This is a genomic window from Dactylosporangium maewongense (assembly GCF_039531485.1).
In the GTDB taxonomy this organism is placed as follows: domain Bacteria; phylum Actinomycetota; class Actinomycetes; order Mycobacteriales; family Micromonosporaceae; genus Dactylosporangium; species Dactylosporangium maewongense.
This window is the reverse complement of sequence record NZ_BAAAQD010000009.1, coordinates 379,359-398,140: the sequence shown is the minus strand read 5'-3', so window position 1 is coordinate 398,140 and position 18,782 is coordinate 379,359. Positions and strand designations below refer to the sequence as shown.

General features: G+C 71.1%; 19 protein-coding genes. 11 read left to right on the top strand and 8 right to left on the bottom strand.

Annotated features, from left to right (window positions below; translation table 11 throughout):
- Positions 1 to 44 precede the first annotated feature (44 nt).
- Complete coding sequence (locus ABD332_RS24465) at positions 45 to 428, top strand: winged helix-turn-helix transcriptional regulator (RefSeq protein WP_344504407.1); 384 nt, start codon at positions 45 to 47, stop codon at positions 426 to 428.
- Positions 429 to 488: 60 nt separating this feature from the next.
- On the opposite strand, the gene ABD332_RS24460 is transcribed toward ABD332_RS24465, so the two are convergent.
- Positions 489 to 902: a hypothetical protein gene (locus ABD332_RS24460; RefSeq protein WP_344504405.1), complete on the bottom strand. Its 414-nt coding sequence runs from the start codon at positions 900 to 902 to the stop codon at positions 489 to 491.
- Between the two features lie 169 nt (positions 903 to 1,071).
- Between ABD332_RS24460 and ABD332_RS24455 the strand changes: the two genes are divergently transcribed.
- From ABD332_RS24455 to ABD332_RS24445, 3 genes are all read left to right on the top strand, one after another.
- Entirely contained in the window at positions 1,072 to 2,370 is a 1,299-nt protein-coding gene (locus ABD332_RS24455; protein ID WP_344504404.1) for a ThuA domain-containing protein, read from the top strand.
- A gap of 137 nt (positions 2,371 to 2,507) precedes the next feature.
- Positions 2,508 to 4,727: a rhamnogalacturonan lyase family protein gene (locus ABD332_RS24450; RefSeq protein WP_344504403.1), complete on the top strand. Its 2,220-nt coding sequence runs from the start codon at positions 2,508 to 2,510 to the stop codon at positions 4,725 to 4,727.
- 34 nt (positions 4,728 to 4,761) lie between these two features.
- Positions 4,762 to 6,831: a discoidin domain-containing protein gene (locus tag ABD332_RS24445; RefSeq protein WP_344504402.1), complete on the top strand. Its 2,070-nt coding sequence runs from the start codon at positions 4,762 to 4,764 to the stop codon at positions 6,829 to 6,831.
- Between the two features lie 868 nt (positions 6,832 to 7,699).
- Here the strand turns inward: ABD332_RS24445 and ABD332_RS24440 are convergent.
- From ABD332_RS24440 to ABD332_RS24425, 4 genes are all read right to left on the bottom strand, one after another.
- Positions 7,700 to 8,194, bottom strand: a complete 495-nt coding sequence (locus tag ABD332_RS24440) for a hypothetical protein (RefSeq protein WP_344504401.1) — start codon at positions 8,192 to 8,194, stop codon at positions 7,700 to 7,702.
- Positions 8,191 to 8,586 carry a DUF6915 family protein gene (locus ABD332_RS24435; RefSeq protein WP_344504400.1) on the bottom strand — a complete coding sequence of 132 codons (396 nt, stop codon included), beginning with the start codon at positions 8,584 to 8,586 and terminating at the stop codon, positions 8,191 to 8,193. Before ABD332_RS24435 ends, ABD332_RS24440 begins: the two co-directional genes overlap by 4 nt.
- Before the next feature lie 74 nt (positions 8,587 to 8,660).
- Entirely contained in the window at positions 8,661 to 8,954 is a 294-nt protein-coding gene (locus ABD332_RS24430; protein WP_344504399.1) for a DUF2316 family protein, read from the bottom strand.
- A 32-nt stretch (positions 8,955 to 8,986) separates the two neighbouring features.
- Complete coding sequence (locus ABD332_RS24425) at positions 8,987 to 9,409, bottom strand: MarR family winged helix-turn-helix transcriptional regulator (protein WP_344504398.1); 423 nt, start codon at positions 9,407 to 9,409, stop codon at positions 8,987 to 8,989.
- Positions 9,410 to 9,473: 64 nt separating this feature from the next.
- Between ABD332_RS24425 and ABD332_RS24420 the strand changes: the two genes are divergently transcribed.
- Together ABD332_RS24420 and ABD332_RS24415 are read left to right on the top strand one after the other, a co-directional pair.
- On the top strand, positions 9,474 to 10,097 hold the full coding sequence (locus tag ABD332_RS24420) for a maleylpyruvate isomerase N-terminal domain-containing protein (RefSeq protein WP_344504397.1): 624 nt from the start codon (positions 9,474 to 9,476) through the stop codon (positions 10,095 to 10,097).
- Between the two features lie 25 nt (positions 10,098 to 10,122).
- Positions 10,123 to 10,560: a DUF5990 family protein gene (locus ABD332_RS24415; RefSeq protein ID WP_344504396.1), complete on the top strand. Its 438-nt coding sequence runs from the start codon at positions 10,123 to 10,125 to the stop codon at positions 10,558 to 10,560.
- Positions 10,561 to 10,780: 220 nt separating this feature from the next.
- Here the strand turns inward: ABD332_RS24415 and mmsB are convergent, their stop codons facing one another.
- Genes mmsB through chvE form a run of 3 tightly spaced genes read right to left on the bottom strand, consistent with a single transcriptional unit; the run spans position 10,781 to position 14,690 of the window.
- On the bottom strand, positions 10,781 to 11,998 hold the full coding sequence (gene mmsB / locus ABD332_RS24410) for a multiple monosaccharide ABC transporter permease (protein WP_344504395.1): 1,218 nt from the start codon (positions 11,996 to 11,998) through the stop codon (positions 10,781 to 10,783).
- The gene (gene mmsA / locus ABD332_RS24405) at positions 11,995 to 13,524 is read right to left on the bottom strand and encodes a multiple monosaccharide ABC transporter ATP-binding protein (RefSeq protein WP_344504394.1); all 1,530 of its coding nucleotides are present in this window, start codon (positions 13,522 to 13,524) and stop codon (positions 11,995 to 11,997) included. Before mmsA ends, mmsB begins: the two co-directional genes overlap by 4 nt.
- 35 nt (positions 13,525 to 13,559) lie before the next feature.
- Complete coding sequence (chvE, locus tag ABD332_RS24400) at positions 13,560 to 14,690, bottom strand: multiple monosaccharide ABC transporter substrate-binding protein (protein ID WP_344504393.1); 1,131 nt, start codon at positions 14,688 to 14,690, stop codon at positions 13,560 to 13,562.
- A 224-nt stretch (positions 14,691 to 14,914) separates the two neighbouring features.
- On the opposite strand from chvE, the gene ABD332_RS24395 reads away from it, so the two are divergent.
- The 5 genes from ABD332_RS24395 (at position 14,915) to ABD332_RS24375 (ending at position 18,774) form a co-directional block, all read left to right on the top strand.
- Positions 14,915 to 16,255: an AMP-binding protein gene (locus ABD332_RS24395; RefSeq protein ID WP_344504392.1), complete on the top strand. Its 1,341-nt coding sequence runs from the start codon at positions 14,915 to 14,917 to the stop codon at positions 16,253 to 16,255.
- A gap of 48 nt (positions 16,256 to 16,303) precedes the next feature.
- On the top strand, positions 16,304 to 16,741 hold the full coding sequence (locus tag ABD332_RS24390) for a cold shock domain-containing protein (RefSeq protein ID WP_344504391.1): 438 nt from the start codon (positions 16,304 to 16,306) through the stop codon (positions 16,739 to 16,741).
- 2 nt (positions 16,742 to 16,743) lie between these two features.
- Positions 16,744 to 17,727, top strand: a complete 984-nt coding sequence (locus tag ABD332_RS24385; RefSeq protein WP_344504389.1) for an SDR family oxidoreductase — start codon at positions 16,744 to 16,746, stop codon at positions 17,725 to 17,727.
- Between the two features lie 73 nt (positions 17,728 to 17,800).
- Positions 17,801 to 18,220, top strand: coding sequence for a hypothetical protein (locus ABD332_RS24380; RefSeq protein ID WP_344504388.1), 420 nt, complete (start codon positions 17,801 to 17,803; stop codon positions 18,218 to 18,220).
- Between the two features lie 20 nt (positions 18,221 to 18,240).
- A complete protein-coding gene (locus ABD332_RS24375) occupies positions 18,241 to 18,774 on the top strand; it encodes a hypothetical protein (protein ID WP_344504387.1) in 534 nt (177 codons plus the stop codon).
- Positions 18,775 to 18,782: the final 8 nt, after the last annotated feature.

Genomic DNA, 18,782 nt, shown 5'->3' with positions numbered 1-18,782 from the left:
TCATCCTCGGCGCGACGGCCGGGGCGGCGGAAGAAGGCACTGTGATGTCCACTGCGCACACCGGTGTGCCCACCTCGCTCCGGCAGCACGCCCTGCCGGTGCCGGTGCCGGCCGGCGAATACGAGCAGTGCCCGGTCACCGAGCTGCTGCGACGGCTCGGCGACAAGTGGACGCTGGTGACGCTGTCGTTGCTGGCGCGGCGGCCGTTCCGCTTCAACGAGCTGCACCGCGCGGTCGAGGGCATCAGCCAACGGATGCTGACCCGGACCCTGCGCACCCTTGAGGCCGACGGTCTGGTCGAGCGCGAGGTGTTCGCGACCCTGCCGCCCAGCGTCGAATACCGGCTGACCCCGCTCGGCGTCAGCCTCCTGGAGCCGTTGTCGGCCCTGGCGGCCTGGGCGGTCGCGAATCCACGCCGCGTCGGCTAGCCGACGCCCGCTACTCGCCGAATTCGCGGTCACGCCCTTACGGCGGCCGCAGCCGGCGGCCTAGCTCCGCGCGATCCGCGTCATCACCGCGACCAGCACGGCGCCGACGGCAACGACGATGGCGTAAGGGAACCAGGGCGTGGGGTAGGTGGCGGCCATCAGACCGACCATCAACGGTCCAGTCGGCGCGGCGACGGTGCCGGCCACCGCCGGCGACATGGGCCGGCGGACGAGCAGGCCCCGCACCAGGAGCGAGATCCCCACGCCGGCGGCGAACAGCGGCACCACGATCACAGCCAGGAAGAACGCAGTAAGGAACTGGATGTCGGGCTGGCCGCACCACGTGCCGCCGCACAGCGCCCACGTCCAGGGGCCGAAGGCGTAGGCGGCGAACCCCGCGGTCGTGGCCAGGCCGAGCCCCACGAACCAGAGCGTCATCACGTTGTCAGTCCGGATGCGCGCGGCAGCGTCCATGCCCGACACCCTAGCGCCACCTGCGCGGACGACTTAATTGGAGACTTACTTTAACTATTAGGACTCTTTACCTTGTGGTGGCGTCATCGATGGCTGATGATGCGAGGGGAGCGGATCCGCCCATCCCCTCCCGCCTACCGAAGGACCACCCGTGCTCAAGAAGCTCCCCTTGAGCGCGCGACGCCTCGTGCTCGCCGCGCTCGCCCTGGTGACCGCGCTGGGGGTGGGCCTGGTCATCAGGCCCGCCCTGGCCGCCGCCGCCCCGTTCAAGGTGCTCGCCTTCTACAACGGCACCTGGGACGCGGCCCACATCGACTTCGACAAGGAGGCCCGGGACTGGTTCCCGGCGCAGGCCGCGCAGAACGGCTTCACCTGGGAGGCGACCACCGACTGGAGCCGGCTCAACACCGGCAACCTGGCCCAGTACAAAGTCATCATGTTCCTCGACGACGCGCCGCCGTCGGGACAGCGGGCCGCGTTCCAGCAGTACATGAACAACGGCGGCGCCTGGATGGGCTTCCACGTCAGCGCGTTCACCACCGACCCCGGCTCGTGGAGCTGGTACTACAACACGTTCCTCGGCTCGGGCGCGTTCCGGACCAACACGTGGGGGCCGACCGCGGTCACGCTGAAGGTCGAGGACCGGGCGCACCCGTCGACGGTACGACTGCCGGCCACGTTCCGGTCCGCGGTCAGCGAGTGGTACTCGTGGAGCAACGACCTGCGCCAGAACCCCGCGATCGACATCCTCGCCTCGGTGGACCCCAGCAGCTTCCCGGTCGGCACCGACCCCAACCAGTCGTGGTACAGCGGCTACTACCCGATCCTGTGGACGAACCGTAACTACAAGATGCTGTACGCCAACTTCGGCCACAACGGCATGAACTACTCCACCAACACCCGCACGTCCTCGACGTTCGCCAGCGCCGACCAGAACCGCTGGATCATCGACGGCATCCTGTGGCTCGCCGGCGCCTCCACCACCCCGCCGTCGTCGTCGCCCACGCCGTCCGCTTCCCCTTCGTCCAGCACGGGACCGATCTCGCCGACCGCCTGGTACAGCGTCACCAACAAGAACTCGTCGAAGTGCGTCGACGCGCGGGCCGCCGGCACCACCAACGGCACGGCGATCCAGCAGTACACGTGCAACGGCTCCACCGCGCAGCAGTTCCAGTTCCAGCCGACCAGCGGCGGGTTCGTGCGCATCAACAACCGCGGCAACAGCGCACAGGCCCTCGACGTCACCAACGTGTCGAGCGCCGACAACGCGCTGATCCAGACGTGGACCTACGGCGGCGGCAACAACCAGCAGTGGCAGCCCGTGGCCGAGGGCGGCGGCTGGTACCACTTCGTGAGCCGGCTCTCGGGCAAGTGCCTGGATGTCCCGGCCGCGTCGACCGCCGACAGCGTGCAGCTCGTGCAGTACACCTGCAACGGCACGGCGGCCCAGTCCTTCCGGCTGTCCTGAAAGTTTCGGCTTCCACGGACCGCTCCGAGCATTGACGCATGGTGATGCATTGCCCGGCCCTGGACACCGGGACTACGGTCTCGCCGTCCCGGGTCGGGCAATTGTGACATTGTGACACTCGCCCGACCGCCGTTCGCATGTTGTACAGCGAGGAGCGGATCGTGCGGTTCATCCCCCATCGGCGGCGGGCCGTCGCCATCGTCGCGGCCGGCGCGGTGGCCGTCGCCGCGGCCGCCGTCACCGTGACCGTGGCTTTGGCCGCCGCGTCCGGCTGCCGCGTCACGTACACCGTGACCAACTCCTGGCAGGGCGGCTTCGGCGCGAACGTCGACATCACCAACCTCGGCGACGCCGTGAACGGCTGGACCCTGGCGTGGACGTTCCCGGCCGGACAGACGGTCACCCAGGCGTGGAACGCGACCGTCACGACCAGCGGCGGCCAGGCCCGCGCGACGGACGCCGGCTACAACGCGCCGATCGCGACCGGGGCGACCGTGTCGTTCGGCTTCAACGGCACGTGGACGGGCAGTAATCCATCGCCTGTTGGATTTTCGCTGAACGGCGTCACCTGCACCGGAGCCCCCACATCGTCTTCCGCGCCACCGCCCTCTTCTTCGGCGCCGCCGCCTCCCACGGGCAACGCCAAGCAGATGGAGGACCTGGACCGCGGCCTCATCTCCGTGCGGTCCGGCAGCGGCAACCTCGTCTCCTGGCGGCTGCTCGGCACCGAAGCCCTGTCGACGGCGTTCAACCTGTACCGCGGCGGCACCCGCATAGCGACGGTCACCACCGGCACCAACTACCTCGACGCCGGCGCCGCCGCGGACGCCTCCTACACGGTGCGCGCGGTCGTCGGCGGCACCGAGCAGGCCGCGTCCGGTGCGTCGCTACGCTTCGCCAACGGCTACCTCGACGTGCCGATCTCCTCGCCCGGCTCCGGCTACACCGCCAACGACGCCTCCGTCGGTGACCTCGACGGCGACGGCGACTACGAGATCGTGCTGAAGTGGGACCCCGCCGATGCCAAGGACAACTCGCAGTCCGGTGTCACCGGCGTCGTGTACGTCGACGCGTACCGGCTGGACGGGCAGCGGCTGTGGCGGATCAACCTCGGACGCAACATCCGCGCCGGCGCCCACTACACGCAGTTCCAGGTGTACGACTACGACGGCGACGGCCGCGCCGAGGTCGCCATGAAGACCGCGGACGCCACGGTCGACGGCACCGGCCGCGTCATCGGCAACGCCTCCGCCGACTACCGCAACAGCTCCGGCTACGTGCTCAGCGGCCCCGAGTTCCTCACCATGTTCAACGGCCTCACCGGCGCCGCCATGTCCACAGTGGACTACGTGGTGCCGCGCGGCACCGTCTCGTCGTGGGGCGACAGCTACGGCAACCGGGTCGACCGGTTCCTGGCCGGCACCGCGTACCTCGACGGCCAGCGCCCATCGCTGATCATGGCCCGTGGGTACTACACCCGGTCGGTCATCGTCGCCTGGGACTTCCGCAACGGGTCGCTGACCCGGCGCTGGACGTTCGACAGCAACAGCTCCGGCAACAGCGCCTACGCCGGGCAGGGCAACCACCAGCTCTCCGTCGCCGACGTCGACCAGGACGGCCGCGACGAGATCGTGTACGGGTCGATGGCCGTCGACGACAACGGCGCCCGCCTCTGGAACACCGGCAACGGCCACGGCGACGCCCTGCACGTCGGCGACCTCGACCCGTCCCGCCCCGGCCTGGAGGAGTTCAAGGTCGACGAGGACGGCAGCAAGCCCTCCTCGTGGATGGCCGACGCGCGCACCGGGCAGATCCTGTGGACCACCCCGGCCAACGGCGACAACGGCCGCGGCGTGTCCGGCGACATCTGGGCCGGCAGCGCCGGCGCCGAGTCATGGTCCTCCGCCGCCGACGGCGTCCGCAACCCCAAGGGCACGGTCGTCTCCACCCGCAAGCCGAGCTCGACCAACTTCCTCGCCTGGTGGGACGGCGACACGACCCGGGAGCTCCTCGACGGCACCCACATCGACAAGTACGGCACCTCCGGCGACACCCGGCTGCTGACCGCCTCCGGCGTGCACTCCAACAACGGCACGAAGTCGACGCCGTCGCTGTCCGGCGACATCCTCGGCGACTGGCGCGAGGAGGTGATCTGGCCCACGTCGGACAACACCGCGCTGCGCATCTACAGCACGCCCGACCCGACGTCGACGCGGCTCTTCACGCTGATGCACGACCCGCAGTACCGGTGCGCGATCGCCTGGCAGAACACGGCGTACAACCAGCCGCCGCACCCGTCGTACTTCATCGGCAGCGGCATGTCGACGCCGCCGGCGCCCGTCATCTACGTGCGTTAGCGTTCCTGTCATACCTGGGCGGTAGCTTGTTGGCATGACGTCGGCGAGCTCGGACCTGATCCGCAGGGTGGATCGGTGCGTGCTCGCCGGCGACGTGCCGGGATTCCCCGTGGTGCCCGACGGGTGGCTGGCCGTAGCGGTCGCCCCCGCCGTCTCCGTCACAGCCTCGGACCTCGCCGCGGCGGTGCCGCCCGACGCCGAGCGCGTCGTGCTGCTCGCGGCCGGCCCGCTCGGCCCCGACCTCGCCGCGGCGCTGGACCGGCCCGTCGTCGCACCCGACGGCCCGGTCGTGCAGACGCCCGGCGGGGTGATGGTCACGACCGACGCCGGCGGCGGCTGGTGGCGGCACCGGCCCGGCCGGCCCGCCGAGCCGCTCGGCCCGCGCTGGCCCGCACCCGACTGGCAGGGGTCCGCGCCGCTGTGGCCCTCCACGGTCATCGCCCAGCCCGTCCCCGCCGGCTGGCTGCTGTCCCCCGGCCCGGTGGGCTCGGCGGCCGCCTTCGACGGGGTCGAGTTCGCCGTCGCCGTGGACCCGTCCCGGCCGCGGCTGCTGCTCGACCCGGCCCTCACCGGCGAGCAGCTCGCACTGGCCATGACTGCCCTGCCGACCCGCGTGCGGCGCGTCGCCGACCTCGTGCCGCTGGGCGCGGGCCAGGGCGCCGGCCGCGCGGTCGCCGCGACCGCCGCCGCCCGCCTCGGCGAGCCCGTCCACCTGGTCAACGGGGTGCCCCTGCACACGCCCGCCGGGTCGATCGTGGTGTTCGCCCTCGACGCCCACCGCCGGCCCGTCTGGGCGGAGCCCGCGTGGCTGCTGCGCCTCACCCCCGACGGCGGCGAGGAGGTCGTGGCGTCGTCCCCGCCGCACACCTCGCTGCGCGAGCTCTCCCCCGCCACGTATGCGATGGACATGGGCTGGCAGGTGCGGTTAAGCGGCGGCGGGATCCATGCGTTCCCCGGCCCTCCCCCGCCACCCGCGAAGGGCCGCGCCTCATTGCCTGCCACCGCGGCCGTCACTGAGTCGTTCGCCGCTGTGGATGCGGGTCTCCCCGATGGTCCCTCGGTCCCGGCTTCGTTCGCTGATCGGCCGGGTGCTTACCGGGTCGTCGTCGGCAGCGCCGGGGAGACGATCGACGACCTGGTGTGGCCGCCGCTGTCGGCGATGTTCACCGCGCTCCTGTCCGACATTCCCGCCGCCGTCGACCTCGTCGTGGAGGGCACGTCCTCGGCGTGGGGCGAGGCCGCCGAGCGGGAGCTCGCCGAGCGGCACCCCGGCGGCGGCGTGACCAACGGGCAGGCGCGCGAGTTCCAGCGCGCCGACCTGCTGCCCATGCCGCCCGCGCCGCTGCCGCCCGACCCGCCGTCCGCGGTCCGCCGCGCCCGCAACGGGCTGGCGCTGCTGGCCGCCGCGGCGGTGGTCGTGGTGCTGCTCGCCGTCGCGGGCCTGGTCGCGTTCTGGCCGCGCGGCGGCGACGGCGCCGACCTCGCCGGCGACGTCGGGCCGCAGACGGCGACGGCCCCCGGCGCCGCGCCCGGCACCCCGTCCGCGGCGGCATCGGCGAGCGGCAGCGCCTCCCCTCGGGCCAGCACGTCCGCCTCGCCCCGCGGCTCCACCCAGGCGTCGGCGTCCGCCGGCCCCAGCCTCACGACCTCGGCCACGGGCGCGCCCCCGCTGCCGCTGGACACCGGCACCGACGTCGCACGCGGCCGACCGGCCACGGAGAGCAGCCACACCGACTCGTATGTCGCGAGCCGCACCACCGACGGCGACCCGATGAGCTACTGGGAGAGCCGCAACAACGCCTTCCCCCAGTGGATCCAGGTCGACCTCGGCGCCCCGGTCGCGGTCCGCCGCATCGTCCTGCGCCTGCCCCCGTCGTCCGCCTGGCCCGCCCGCACCCAGACCGTGACCGTCCTCGGCAGCCCCGACGGCGCCACCTTCTCCGTCCTCATCCCGGGCGCCGCCTGCCGCTTCGACCCCAACAGCGGCCAGCAGGCCACACTCGCCGTCAACTCCGGCAACCACCGCTACGTCCGCATCCTCATCTCCTCCAACACAGTCCAGCCCGCCGGCCAGCTCTCCGCGATCGAGCTGTACCGCGGCTGACCCCTCACGACCGCGCCCAGCCCACTCGGGCCCCGTCAGTACGTCCCCGAGCGACCCCCGGAGCAGCGACTTCGACCCCACCACCGGCCAGCACGCCACACTCACCGTCCCCTCAGGCAACCACCGCTGCATCCGCATCTACATCTCCTCCGACAACGTCCAGCCCGCCGGCCAGCTCTCCGCGATCGAGCTGCACCGCGGCTGATCCGTGCGACCGCGAGCCAGCCCGTCGTCCCGGCCCGCGACATGCATCCCAAAGCCTGGCGAACCTCCATCACCGCTGACCGGACACAGCGATCAATCAGCAGCGCCCCCGCATCGCCAGCGAAGCCACCCCGGTCAGGGCCTCGACGACGAACATCGCAGCCGCTGAACCCTTCGGCACACCCCGGTCACCCACTCACGCAACCCCACACGGCTCGCCCACGCACCACATGATCCAAGGACGATTCCGGCCGCCCACGACCAGAACCATCCTTGGATCACAGCAGCCTCGGCAAACCCAGCAAGCCCCAGGCAAACCCCACCACCACCGACCGGACACAGCGATCAAACAGCAGAGCCCCCGCGATGCCACACCCTCAGAGCCATGAAAGCGAACACCGCGGCGGCACACCGCACGGCCCGCTCAGGCAGCCCGGCCATCACACGCCGCACTGGTCGCCCACACTACGAGAGATCGAAGGACGAATCCGGCCGCCCGCGCGACCAGAACCGTCCTTGGATCACAGCGGGGCGCCGGCGAACCCGGCAGGCCGGACCGGGGCGTGCGGACGTTCGCCGGGACCGTCGAGCAGCACCGTCGCCGCCACAGGTGCGCCGCGGGCCGCGGAGTCCGATCGTCGTGCCGGGCCGGTGAGGGCAGGTGTCAGTCGTGCGAGTAGCTGTCGACGGTGATGCCGTCGCGGCGGACGGTGATGTGTGCGTGGTCGCCGAATGCGTCGAGCAGCACCTGGTTGAACGCTTCGCTCTCGAAGGCGTCGGTGAGTGCGCGGGCCCGGTCGTACCGCTCCTCGTCCGGGCCGGTGTATGCGCTGTACCTCTGCCCGTTGACCCACTTGCCCTGCCGGCGGCCCAGCGACGGGTGTTGTCCATCCTCGAGCCGGAGCTGGTGGGTCAACTGCGGCTCGAGGGCCGGGTCCTCGGGAGTCCGGAACCATGGCGTGTCGACGCTGAACACGCACGGGTCCCCGTCGTTGTAGTAGGGCGTGTACTGCGTCCAGCCGAACTCGACGATCGCGTCGTCGGCGAGGAGTGCGCGGATCAGGGGTTCGAGGTCCGACAGCGGGCGCTGCTGCACCGTGGGGGCGGGGCGGATGATGGTCCCGTCGACCGGGATGCCGAGAAAGTTGAAGTGGCTCATTCGGCTGGCTCCTCGGTCCGGGGTTCGCTCTGCAGAAGGTGGGACAGCGGCAGTTGCTTGCGTTGCGCGCCGGACATCCACGGCGCGATCGGCATGCCGGCGATGTAGTCGGCCGGTGAAGGGAGCCAGCCGAGATCTTCCAGGACGTGCCGCTCCGCGATCAGCCGGACGGGGACCTGGACCGTCCCACCGGCGCTCCGGGAGACTTCGATGGTGCGGCCGAAGATGCGTTGGCACAGCCAGACGCCCTCGGTGTGGTGGTAGAGCGACCGGTGCCGGACGTCGCCGATGATCTTCTTGGAGGAATCGAGGAACTCCTCCAACTCGATGTAGTCCTCAGGGGTGCCGCCCCACTTGCGCGCCGCCGAGACCGCATGGTGCCAACTGTTCACGCGCTCTCCCGCTCCCGGCGACGCCGTGCCGGAACGGAATGTAGATCATCGCCGGGCGGCGGGCAACGGCGGTGTCAGGGCAGGGGACGGAGGTTGAACCAGGTGGTGGCGGCGGCGCGGGCGGGTTCGGTGAGGACGGTGTAGGGGACGGGGGTGCCGCCGTGGGTGAGGACCTCGCGTTCGAGGTGGTCACGCAGGAGCCAGACGTCGGCGGGGTCGATGGCGGGGCGCAGGTGCAGGAGGTCGTCGAGGTAAGCGGTGGTGAAGCCGAGGTCGGCCGCCAGGGCGTCGGGTGTGCGGCCGGTCAGGCGCTGGTTTGCCTGGAGTTCGGCGGCGGTCTGGGCCTTCTCGGCGAGGTTGAGTGACATGGAGTCCTCCGTGCTGGGTTCTCCGGGCTGGTTCAGGTCAGTGCGGTGGCGCGGGTGCGCAGGGTGGCGAGGGTGTGCGCCAGGGCGGCGCACTCCTCGGTCGTCAGGTCGGCGAAGAGCTCGGCCAGGAACTCGTGCCGGGTCGCGGTGGCCAGGGTGTTGGCGTGTTCGCCGGCGGGGGTGAGGCGGACCAGGCGGGCGCGGCGGTCGCGTGGGTCGTCGGTGCGCTGGACCAGGCCGTCGCGGGACAGGCCGTCGATCAGCTCGGTGATCGTGCGCGGGGCGACGTCCAGCGCGGTCGCGAGCTCGCTCTGCCGGGCAGGGCCGGCGGCCAGGGCGCCGAGGACCCGCTTGCGGGCGACGGACACGCCGTGCCGCTGGAGGCGGGTGTCCAGGACCCGGCGGATCTGGGTCACGCAGCCCAGCAGCTGGTCGGCGAGGTCGAGATCGTTCACCCCGTAAACGGTACCCCCTCATCGTGAGGGCCCTCAACAAAAGGCCGAATAGGATCGACGAGTGATGCGATCCGCGTTTCTCGATGCCAGTGAGACCGCCGCGGGGCTGCTGCGGGACCCGGCCGTGACGGCGAGGTGGGGCGAGCCGAGTGCGCTGCCCGGGTTCACCGTCGGCGGGCTGGCCCGGCACCTCGCCAATCAGGTCACCAGGACCGTGACGCTGCTCGCGGGGCCGCCGGGTGAGGCCGCCGTCCCCGTTCTGGACCACTTCACCGGCGCGGGCTGGGTCGGGTCGGGCAGGGACAGCGACGACAACGTCTTCATCCGTTCGCGGGGTGAGGAGGCCGCCGCGCTGACCAGCGCCGCCGAGCTGGCCGCCGAGGTCGACGCGGCGCTGGACGAGCTGCGCACGACCGTGCCGGCGCAGCATCCGGAGCGGATCGTGGACGTCGGGAAGTGGGGGCTGACGGTCGACGACTTCCTGCTGACCCGGGTGCTGGAGCTCGTCGTGCACGTGGACGACCTGGCGGTGAGCCTCGACGTACCGACGCCGCAGCTGCCGCCGGAAGCCGTCGCGGCGACCGTGGAGCTGCTCGGCAGGCTGGCGGTGTGGCGGCACGGGGCGCTGCCGGTGGTCAGGACACTCGCCCGGCAGGAGCGGGCCCCCGCGTCGATCGCGGCGCTGTAAAGCCGAGCGGCATAGGGTCAGGGGTGTGCGAATCCGGATCGAGGGCACCGACCTGCCGGGGCGGCGCCCCGGTGCCGACGAGTTGCGGCTGCACAACGTGCACGTGGGCGTGCAGCGCAAGGCCGACGTGGTGGACAGGGTCCGGGCCGACGCGCCGGACGTGACCTGGGACCTGGAGGTGACCAGCCGGGAGGTCGACGGGCTGCTCGACGTGGGCGGGCCGTGGGTGCACGGGCGGCCCGGGGCGCGGTTCCTCTACCTGAGCTGGGGCGCTGTGACGGGCGACGAGTTCGCGATGTTCCGCCGGGCGAAGCTCATGTTCGGCGACATCCCGACCGAGGTGCTGCGCGCGGCGCACGACGGGGCCGGCACGCTGCACGGCCGGCTCGGGCTGACCGACGCGGCGGGCGATCCGGTGTGCGCGCGGGTCCGCCCGCCCGCGATCGCGTGGACGGTGCGCTGACCGGGCCACGACGAGCGCCCCGCAACGAAAGCTGACCGGGCCACGACGAGCGCACCCGCAACGAAGCTGAGCGGACCACGACGAGCGCCCCCGCAACGAAGCTGAGCGGACCACGACGAGCGGCCCGCAACGACCAGGAGGCCCAGGGGACCGTCAGCATCCCCTGGGCCTCCATCATCCACCGGTTCGCGTCCCGCCCAGGTCACGTACCGGCGAGACCTCAGCGGGAGCGGCCCGCCCGGCGCTTCGCCCAGACGTCGAACGCGACCGCCGCCAGCAGGACCAGACCCTTCACGAGCATGACCCGCTCGCTCGGGGAGCCGATGAGGGACATGCCGTTGTTGATGACGGCCATGATGAGGCCGCCGGTGATGGCGCCGACGACCTTCCCGACACCGCCCTGCACCGCCGCGCCCCCGATGAACGCCGCGGCGATCGCGTCCAGCTCGAACGCGTTGCCGGCGGTCGGGCCGGCCTGGTTGAGCCGGCCGGCGAAGATGATGCCGGCGATCGAGGCGAGCAGCCCCATGTTCACGAAGATCCAGAAGGTCACCGACTTGACCTTGACGCCGGAGAGCCCGGCGGCCTGCAGGTTGCCACCGACGGCGTAGATGTGCCGGCCGAAGACGGTGCGCTGGGAGATCAGCGTGTACAGCAGGACGAGCGCGGCGAGCAGGACCAGCACCCATGGCAGGTTCTTGAAGCGGGCCAGCTGGACGATGATGAACATCAGCACGAGCGACGCGCCGGCGATCTTCGCGACGAACACGGGAAGGCTGTCGACGGCCTGCCCGTAGCCGATGCGGCCGCTGCGGGCCCGCCACTGCACGACCACGATCCCGGCGACCGCCGCCAGGCCGACGAGGAGCGTGAAGAGGTCCGCGCCGCCGAGGACGCCGAGGCCGATGTTGTTCAGGAAGCCCGGCGTGAAGCCGTTGGCGAGGGTCCGCACGTCGTCGGGGAACGGGCCGATGCCCTGGTTGCCCAGGACGGTCATGGTGAGCGCCCGGAAGACGAGCATGCCGGCGAGCGTGACGATGAACGCCGGGATCCCGAAGTACGCGATCCAGAACCCCTGCCAGGCGCCGATGAGCGCCCCGACGGCGAGGGTGGCCAGGATCGCGACGGGCCACGGCACGTCCAGGTCGACCATGAGCACCGCGGCGACGGCGCCGGTGACCGCGACGACGGAGCCCGCGGACAGGTCGATGTGCCCGGCGATGATGATCAGGATCATGCCGATGGCGAGGATCAGGATGTACGAGTTCTGCACGACGATGTTCGAGATGTTCTGCGGCTCCAGCAGCGAGCCGGACGTCAGGACCTCGAACAGGACCACGATCGCGGCGAACGCGATGTAGATGCCGCTCTGGCGCAGGTTGACCGAGAAGCGGGTCGGCGCCACGGTCTCCGCGTCGGCCTCCACGATGGTCGTCATGAGCGTTCCTTAAAGCTGGTCATGAGCTGCATGAGCCGCTCGGGGGTCGCGTCGGCGCGGGGCAGTTCGCCGGTGACCCGGCCCGCCGACAGGGCGTAGATGCGGTCGCAGATGCCGAGCAGCTCCGGCAGCTCGGAGGAGATGACCAGGATCGCCTTGCCCTCGTCGGCGAGCCGGTTGATGATCGTGTAGATCTCGTACTTGGCGCCGATGTCGATGCCGCGGGTCGGCTCGTCGAGGATCAGCACGTCAGGGTCCGTGAAGATCCACTTGGCGAGCACGACCTTCTGCTGGTTGCCGCCGCTGAGTGTCCCGGTGACGGCGCCGACGCCGGGCGCCTTGATGTTGAGGCTGTGCCGGTAGTCCTCGGCGACCCGGAACTCGCGGTTCTCGTCGACCCAGCCGCCCTTGGCGATGCGCGGCAGCGCGGCGCCGGAGACGTTGCGCTGGATGTCCTCGATGAGGTTGAGGCCGTACCGTTTGCGGTCCTCGGTGGCGTACGCGATGCCGTGCGCGATCGCGTCGCCGACGGTCCGCAGCTCGACCGGGACGCCGTCCTTGTACACCTGGCCGCTGATGCCGGTGCCGTAGCTGCGCCCGAAGACGCTCATCGCGAGCTCGGTGCGCCCGGCGCCCATGAGTCCGGCGAGCCCGACGATCTCGCCGCGGCGCACCGACAACGACGCCCGGTCGACGACGACCCGCCCGTGCTGGGTGGGGCTGTGCACGGTCCAGTCCTCGATCCGCAGCGCCTCGTCGCCGAAGCCCGGAAGATCCGGGGACGGCGACCGCGGCGGGAAGCGGTGCGACAGGTCCCGGCCGACCATGCCGGAGATGATGCGGTCCTCCGTCACGCCCTTGCCGCGCATGTCGAGGGTCTCGATGGTGCGGCCGTCGCGCAGGATCGTGGTGGTGTCGGCGACCGCCTCGATCTCGTTGAGCTTGTGCGAGATGATCACGCAGGTGATGCCGCGCTCGCGGAACTCCCGCAGCAGGTCCAGCAGGTGCTGGGAGTCCGACTCGTTGAGCGCCGCGGTCGGCTCGTCGAGGATCAGCAGGCGGACTTCCTTGGACAGCGCCTTGGCGATCTCGACGAGCTGCTGCTTGCCGACGCCGAGGTCCATCGCCGGGGTGACCGGGTTGTCACGGAGGCCGACCCGGCGCAGGAGCGCGCCGGCGTCGGCATTCGTGCGGTTCCAGTCGATCAGGCCGCGATGCACCCGCTCGTTGCCGAGGAAGATGTTCTCCGCGATCGACAGGTGCGGGATGAGCGCCAGCTCCTGGTGGATGATGACGATGCCGCGCCGCTCGCTGTCGCGGATCCCGCCGAAGTGGCAGGGCTCCCCGTCGAAGTCGATGTCGCCGGTGTACGAGCCGTGCGGGTACACGCCGGACAGCACCTTCATGAGGGTCGACTTCCCGGCGCCGTTCTCACCGCAGATCGCGTGGATCTCCCCGCGGCGGACCTCGAGGTTCACATCCTGCAGCGCGGCAACGCCGGGAAACGTCTTGGTGATGCCGCGCATCCGCAGGATTACGTCGGACTGAGCCTGGGACATGGCTACTTGAGGTCGCTCTCGGTGTAGTAGCCCGAGTCGATGAGGACCGTCTTGTAGTTCGACTTGTAGACGATGACCGGCTCCAGGAGGTACGACGGGACGACCTTCACGCCGTTGTCGTAGTCCTTGGTGTTGTTGGTCTCCGGCTTGCCGCCCTTGAGGACCGCGTCGGCCATCTTCACGGTGACGTCGGCGAGCTTGCGGGTGTCCTTGTAGATCGTCGCGTACTGCTCACCGGCGATGATGGACTTGACCGACGCCTTCTCCGCGTCCTGGCCGGTGACGATCGGGTAGGGCTGGCCGGCGGTGCCGTAGCCGCTGCTCTTCAGCGCCGACAGGATGCCGATCGAGAGGCCGTCGTACGGGGACAGCACGCCCTGGACCTTGGTGCCGCCGACGTAGGTCTTGGTGATGATGTCCTCCATGCGCTTCTGCGCCGTGGCGGGGTCCCACCGGAGGATGGCGACGGTCTTGAAGTCGGTCTGCCCGGACTTCACCACGAGGGTGCCCTTGTCGATGTACGGCTTGAGCGTGTCCATCGCGCCGTTGAAGAAGAAGGTGGCGTTGTTGTCGTCGGGCGAGCCCGCGAACAGCTCGATGTTGAACGGCCCGGTCGCGGTGCCGTCGCTGCCGTCCTCCTTCTTCAGGCCGAGGCCGACCAGCAGCGACGTCGCCTGCTGCACGCCGACCTTGTAGTTGTCGAAGGTGGCGTAGTAGTCGACGTTCGGGGACTTGCGGATGAGCCGGTCGTACGCGATGACCGGGATCTTCTTGTCCGCGGCCTGCTGCAGCTGGGTCGTGATGGCGGTGCCGTCGATCGAGGCGATGATGAGCAGCTTGGCGCCCTTGGTGATCTGGTTCTCGATCTGGTTGACCTGGGTCGGGATGTCGTTCTCCGCGTACTGCAGGTCGACCTTGTAGCCGAGCTTCTCCAGCGCCGCCTTGACGTTGTTGCCGTCGGCGATCCACCGCTCGGAGGACTTCGTCGGCATCGTGACGCCGATGAGGCTGCCCGCGCCGGCGGCGGCGCCCGCCTCCTTGTCGGCGGTCTTCTCGGCGGAGCCGCAGCCCGTGACGCCGATCGCGACGGCGAGGCTGAGGCCCGCGGCGGCCAGTGCTCTGGTGAACTTCATCTGGGGTGTCCTCCACGGTGTACGCAGGGTGCAGCGCCCGGTGACGGCCCATGTGAGCGCTATCAACGGTGCCGGCAGAAATCTGTGGGTGTCTTGGTCATGGAGGACTTGAAAGCCGGTAAACGTTTCAAGTCCGTGGCGGGGGTGTTGCTCGGCACAGTGTTAACGCTCACAAATGAAGGTGTCAAGACACCATCGGATCACGAAATGGGAGGATGGTCGTCATGCGCCTGCTCGCCGGCACCACCGGCCCGGGATCCGCCGACCGGCCCGACGCGGTGACCGTCGACGGCCGGACCCTGTCCTCCGAGGCACTGCTCGGCGCGGCCCTCGCGGTCGCCGCGGACGTGCACGGCGCGGCCACCGTCGCCGTCGACGCGACCCCGTCCCTGGAGACGGTCGTCGCCGTCGTCGGCGGGCTCCTCGCCGGCGCCGCGGTCGTGCCCGTGCCGTCCGACGCCGGCCCGGCCGAGCGCTCACACATTCTCGACGACTCCGGGGCATCGGTCGTCCTGGACACCGTCGACGTCACCCGGCGCTCGTCGATCAGCCTGCCCACCCCGGCGCCCGAGTCCCCGGCGCTCATCATGTACACCTCCGGCACCACCGGCGCACCCAAGGGCGTCGTGCACACGCACGCGTCGCTCGAGGCCGGCGTGGACGCCGTCGCCGACGCGTGGGACTGGACGCCGGACGACCGGCTCGTGCACGGCCTGCCGCTGTTTCACGTGCACGGTCTGGTGCTCGGGGTGCTCGGTGCGCTGCGGGCCGGTTCTCCGCTCGTACACACGCGGAAACCGCAACCTGAGCGGTATGCCGCCGCCGGTGGGACCCTCTACTTCGGCGTGCCGACCGTGTGGTCGCGGATCTGCGCGCAGCCCGCCGCGGCCCGGGCGCTGTCCCGCGCGCGGCTGCTCGTCTCCGGCAGCGCCGCCCTCCCCGTGCCGGTCTTCGAGCGCCTGCGCGCGCTGACCGGCCACACACCCGTCGAGCGGTACGGCATGACCGAAACCCTGATCACGATCAGCAGCCGCTTCGACGGCGCCCGCTTCCCGGGGGACGTCGGCGTCCCCGTGCGCGGCGTCGAGACCCGCGTCGAGGCGTCCGACGGCGACATCGGGGAGCTGTGGGTGCGCGGACCCATGCTGCTGCGGCGGTACGTCCACCAGCCCGCCGACCTGGTGGACGGCTGGTTCCGCACCGGCGACATCGCCCGCAAGACCCCCGACGGCCGGCACCGGATCGTCGGCCGCGCCTCGACCGACCTCATCAAGTCCGGCGGCTACCGCATCGGCGCCGGCGAGGTCGAGGACGCCCTGCTGGCGCACCCCGCGGTCCGCGAGGCGGCCGTGATCGGCACCCCGCACGCCGACCTCGGCGAGGCGGTCACCGCGTACGTCGTCGTCTCCCCCGGCGCGGCGCTGGGCGCGGATGACCTCGTCGACTTCGTCGCCAGGCAACTCTCCGTGCACAAGCGGCCGCGCGTGGTGCACCTGGTCGAGGCGCTACCACGCAACGCCATGGGCAAGGTGCAGAAGAAGCGCCTCGGTGGTCCTATGCTCTGATGTGCCGGACCCAGCGGACGCGGGCCGGCTCGATGGCTGGTGGTGGTCGTGGTGGAGACAGGCAGAATTCTGCGGTTCGACGAGGTGCGTGGTTACGGGTTCATCGCCCCCAACGCGGGCGGCGAGGACGTGTTCGTCCACGCCAACGACTTCGGCGAGCAGCGGCACCTCGTGCATCCGGGGATGCGCGTCGAATACGAGGTCGAGGAGGGCGAGCGGGGCCTGAAGGTCGCCACCGTGCGCATCCTCGACGCGCCCGCGCGCCGCGAGCACGCCCGGCCGTCGCGGCCCGTGCACCACGACGACGAGGACGCCGAGCCCGGCGACGACGACGGCCTGTGCGACGTGCTCAGCAGCCGCGAGTTCTCCGCCGAGGTGACCGAGCTGCTCATCCAGCACGTCCCGTCGCTCACCGGCAGCCAGATCTCGCAGGCGCGCCAGCATCTGGTCAGCTTCGCGCGGACCCACGGCTGGGTGGAGAGCTGAGGATGAGGGTCCTCTTCATCGGCGGCAGCGGCATCATCAGCTCCGCCTGCACCGACCTGGCCGTCTCCCGCGGCATCGACCTGTACGTGCTGAACCGTGGCACCAGCACGACCCGGCCGCTCCCGCCGGGCGTCACGGTCCTTCGCGGCGACATCCGGGACCCGCTGTCCGCCCACGCCGCGCTCGATGGCCTGACCTTCGACGCGGTGGTGGACTGGGTCGCGTTCACGCCGGAGCACGTGCGCACCGACGTCGAGCTGTTCCGCGGCCGGACCGGTCAGTACGTCTTCATCAGCTCCGCGTCGGCCTACCAGACCCCGCCGGCCCGGCTGCCCGTCGTCGAGTCGTCCCCGCTGCGCAACCCCTTCTGGCAGTACAGCCGGGACAAGATCGCCTGCGAGGACCTCCTCGTGCGGGAGTACCGGGAGTCCGGGTTCCCCGCGACCATCGTGCGCCCCTCCCACACGTATGACCGCACCCTCGTGCCCTTCGACGGCGGCTGGACCGCACCCGCCCGCATGCGCGCCGGCCGCGAGGTCGTCATCCACGGCGACGGCACGTCCCTGTGGACCCTCACGCACCACACCGACTTCGCCCGGGGCTTCGTCCCGCTGCTCGGCCACCCCCGTGCCATCGGCGACGTCTTCCACATCACCAGCGACGACGTCCTCACCTGGAACCAGATCGCCGAACACATGGCCGCCGCGCTCGGCGTCACCGCCAAGCTCGTCCACGTCCCGTCGGACGCGATCGCCGCCGCCGACCCGGACTGGGGCGCCGGCCTCCTCGGCGACAAGGCCCACTCGATGGTCTTCGACAACAGCAAGCTGCGCGCCCTCGTCCCCGACTACGTCGCCACCGTCCCCTTCCACGTGGGCGCACGCGAGATCGTGGCCTGGTTCGACGAGGACCCGTCCCGCCAGACCGTCGACAACCGCCTCGACAAGCTCATGGACGACCTGGCCGCCCGCTACCGCACCGGCTGATTCCCGCGTTCGCACCGGCCGCGGTGCGGCGGGGCGGCACACTGGGGTCGGGAGATCAGCGCGAGGACAGGTCATGAGCCGGGACCCGACCGGGGACGACGAGGCGGAGCGGTGGACGCGGTTCGCCCGCGCCCCGCACCCGCCCGCGACGCACCCGGGCCGGGTCCGGAAGGCCGTCGCGGTCTACGTCGCGGCGGTCAGCGCGGTCGCTTGTGGCGCCATGACCGAGCTCGGCCGGCTCGACCACGAGTCCCCGTCGGCCGACTTCGCCACGCCGCTGTTCTGGACGGCGATCGCCCTGACCGTGCCGCTGGGCCTGCTGTGGCACGCGTGGCTCCCGCTCGTCCTCGACGTCGTCAACGTTGCCGGCCATCTCCCGGCCGTCCTCTTCGGACTGTCGTTCGGCGTGATCGCCGCGGCGAACGCCGCCCTCGTCCTGACCCTCGTGTCCGCCGCCAGATCCCTGTGGCGCCGGACCAGGCACCACCCCTGACCGCCGTGGAGAATGCGGCGGTGGGAGTCTCGTGGCGGGCAGCTGGGAAACTGTTCGAGCGGTGCCTCGCGGGGCACGGGCTCGATCCGGCGGGCGTCGACGACGTCGAGGCGGCGTGGCGGGCGTTCGAGGCGTTCGTGCAGGTCGAGATCGACGGGCTCGACCCGGGGGCGGACGCCGACGGGTTCATCGTGCAGTGGGGGCGGTACTCGTGGAACGGCGGGCTGCCGTCGCTCGACTTCACCCGGCAGCTCGCCGTCGTCGACGTTCACGATGCGGGCGGCACGGAAGGCACGGAAGGCTCGGACGACGTGGAGGTCGGGCCGGAGCTGTGGCAGGTGAGTCTCCAGCTGTGGTTCGCCGACGGGATCGAGCTCGCGGGCATCGGCGAGCTGCGTCCAAGTGACAGCGGGTTCGACTTCACGCCGGTGGGAGCGGGCCGGGAGGCGGCCCTCGCGGCCGTGCGCGGCCAGATCGAGCGGTTACCGCCGGTACGGGCGGCGTGGCGGGCGAAGCCCGTCGGCAGCGGGCTCGCGTTCGACTGCGCGTGCTGAGCCGCCGC

Excerpts from the sequence above, each read along its gene's own strand:
- ABD332_RS24465 (WP_344504407.1), top strand. The coding sequence starts at position 45 with ATGTCCACTGCGCACACCGGTGTGCCCACCTCGCTCCGGCAGCACGCC.
- ABD332_RS24460 (WP_344504405.1), bottom strand. The coding sequence starts at position 902 with ATGGACGCTGCCGCGCGCATCCGGACTGACAACGTGATGACGCTCTGG.
- ABD332_RS24450 (WP_344504403.1), top strand. The coding sequence starts at position 2,508 with ATGTTGTACAGCGAGGAGCGGATCGTGCGGTTCATCCCCCATCGGCGG.
- ABD332_RS24445 (WP_344504402.1), top strand. The coding sequence starts at position 4,762 with ATGACGTCGGCGAGCTCGGACCTGATCCGCAGGGTGGATCGGTGCGTG.
- ABD332_RS24440 (WP_344504401.1), bottom strand. The coding sequence starts at position 8,194 with ATGAGCCACTTCAACTTTCTCGGCATCCCGGTCGACGGGACCATCATC.
- ABD332_RS24430 (WP_344504399.1), bottom strand. The coding sequence starts at position 8,954 with ATGTCACTCAACCTCGCCGAGAAGGCCCAGACCGCCGCCGAACTCCAG.
- ABD332_RS24420 (WP_344504397.1), top strand. The coding sequence starts at position 9,474 with ATGCGATCCGCGTTTCTCGATGCCAGTGAGACCGCCGCGGGGCTGCTG.
- mmsB (WP_344504395.1), bottom strand. The coding sequence starts at position 11,998 with ATGACGACCATCGTGGAGGCCGACGCGGAGACCGTGGCGCCGACCCGC.
- mmsA (WP_344504394.1), bottom strand. The coding sequence starts at position 13,524 with ATGCGCGGCATCACCAAGACGTTTCCCGGCGTTGCCGCGCTGCAGGAT.
- chvE (WP_344504393.1), bottom strand. The coding sequence starts at position 14,690 with ATGAAGTTCACCAGAGCACTGGCCGCCGCGGGCCTCAGCCTCGCCGTC.
- ABD332_RS24395 (WP_344504392.1), top strand. The coding sequence starts at position 14,915 with ATGCGCCTGCTCGCCGGCACCACCGGCCCGGGATCCGCCGACCGGCCC.
- ABD332_RS24385 (WP_344504389.1), top strand. The coding sequence starts at position 16,744 with ATGAGGGTCCTCTTCATCGGCGGCAGCGGCATCATCAGCTCCGCCTGC.
- ABD332_RS24380 (WP_344504388.1), top strand. The coding sequence starts at position 17,801 with ATGAGCCGGGACCCGACCGGGGACGACGAGGCGGAGCGGTGGACGCGG.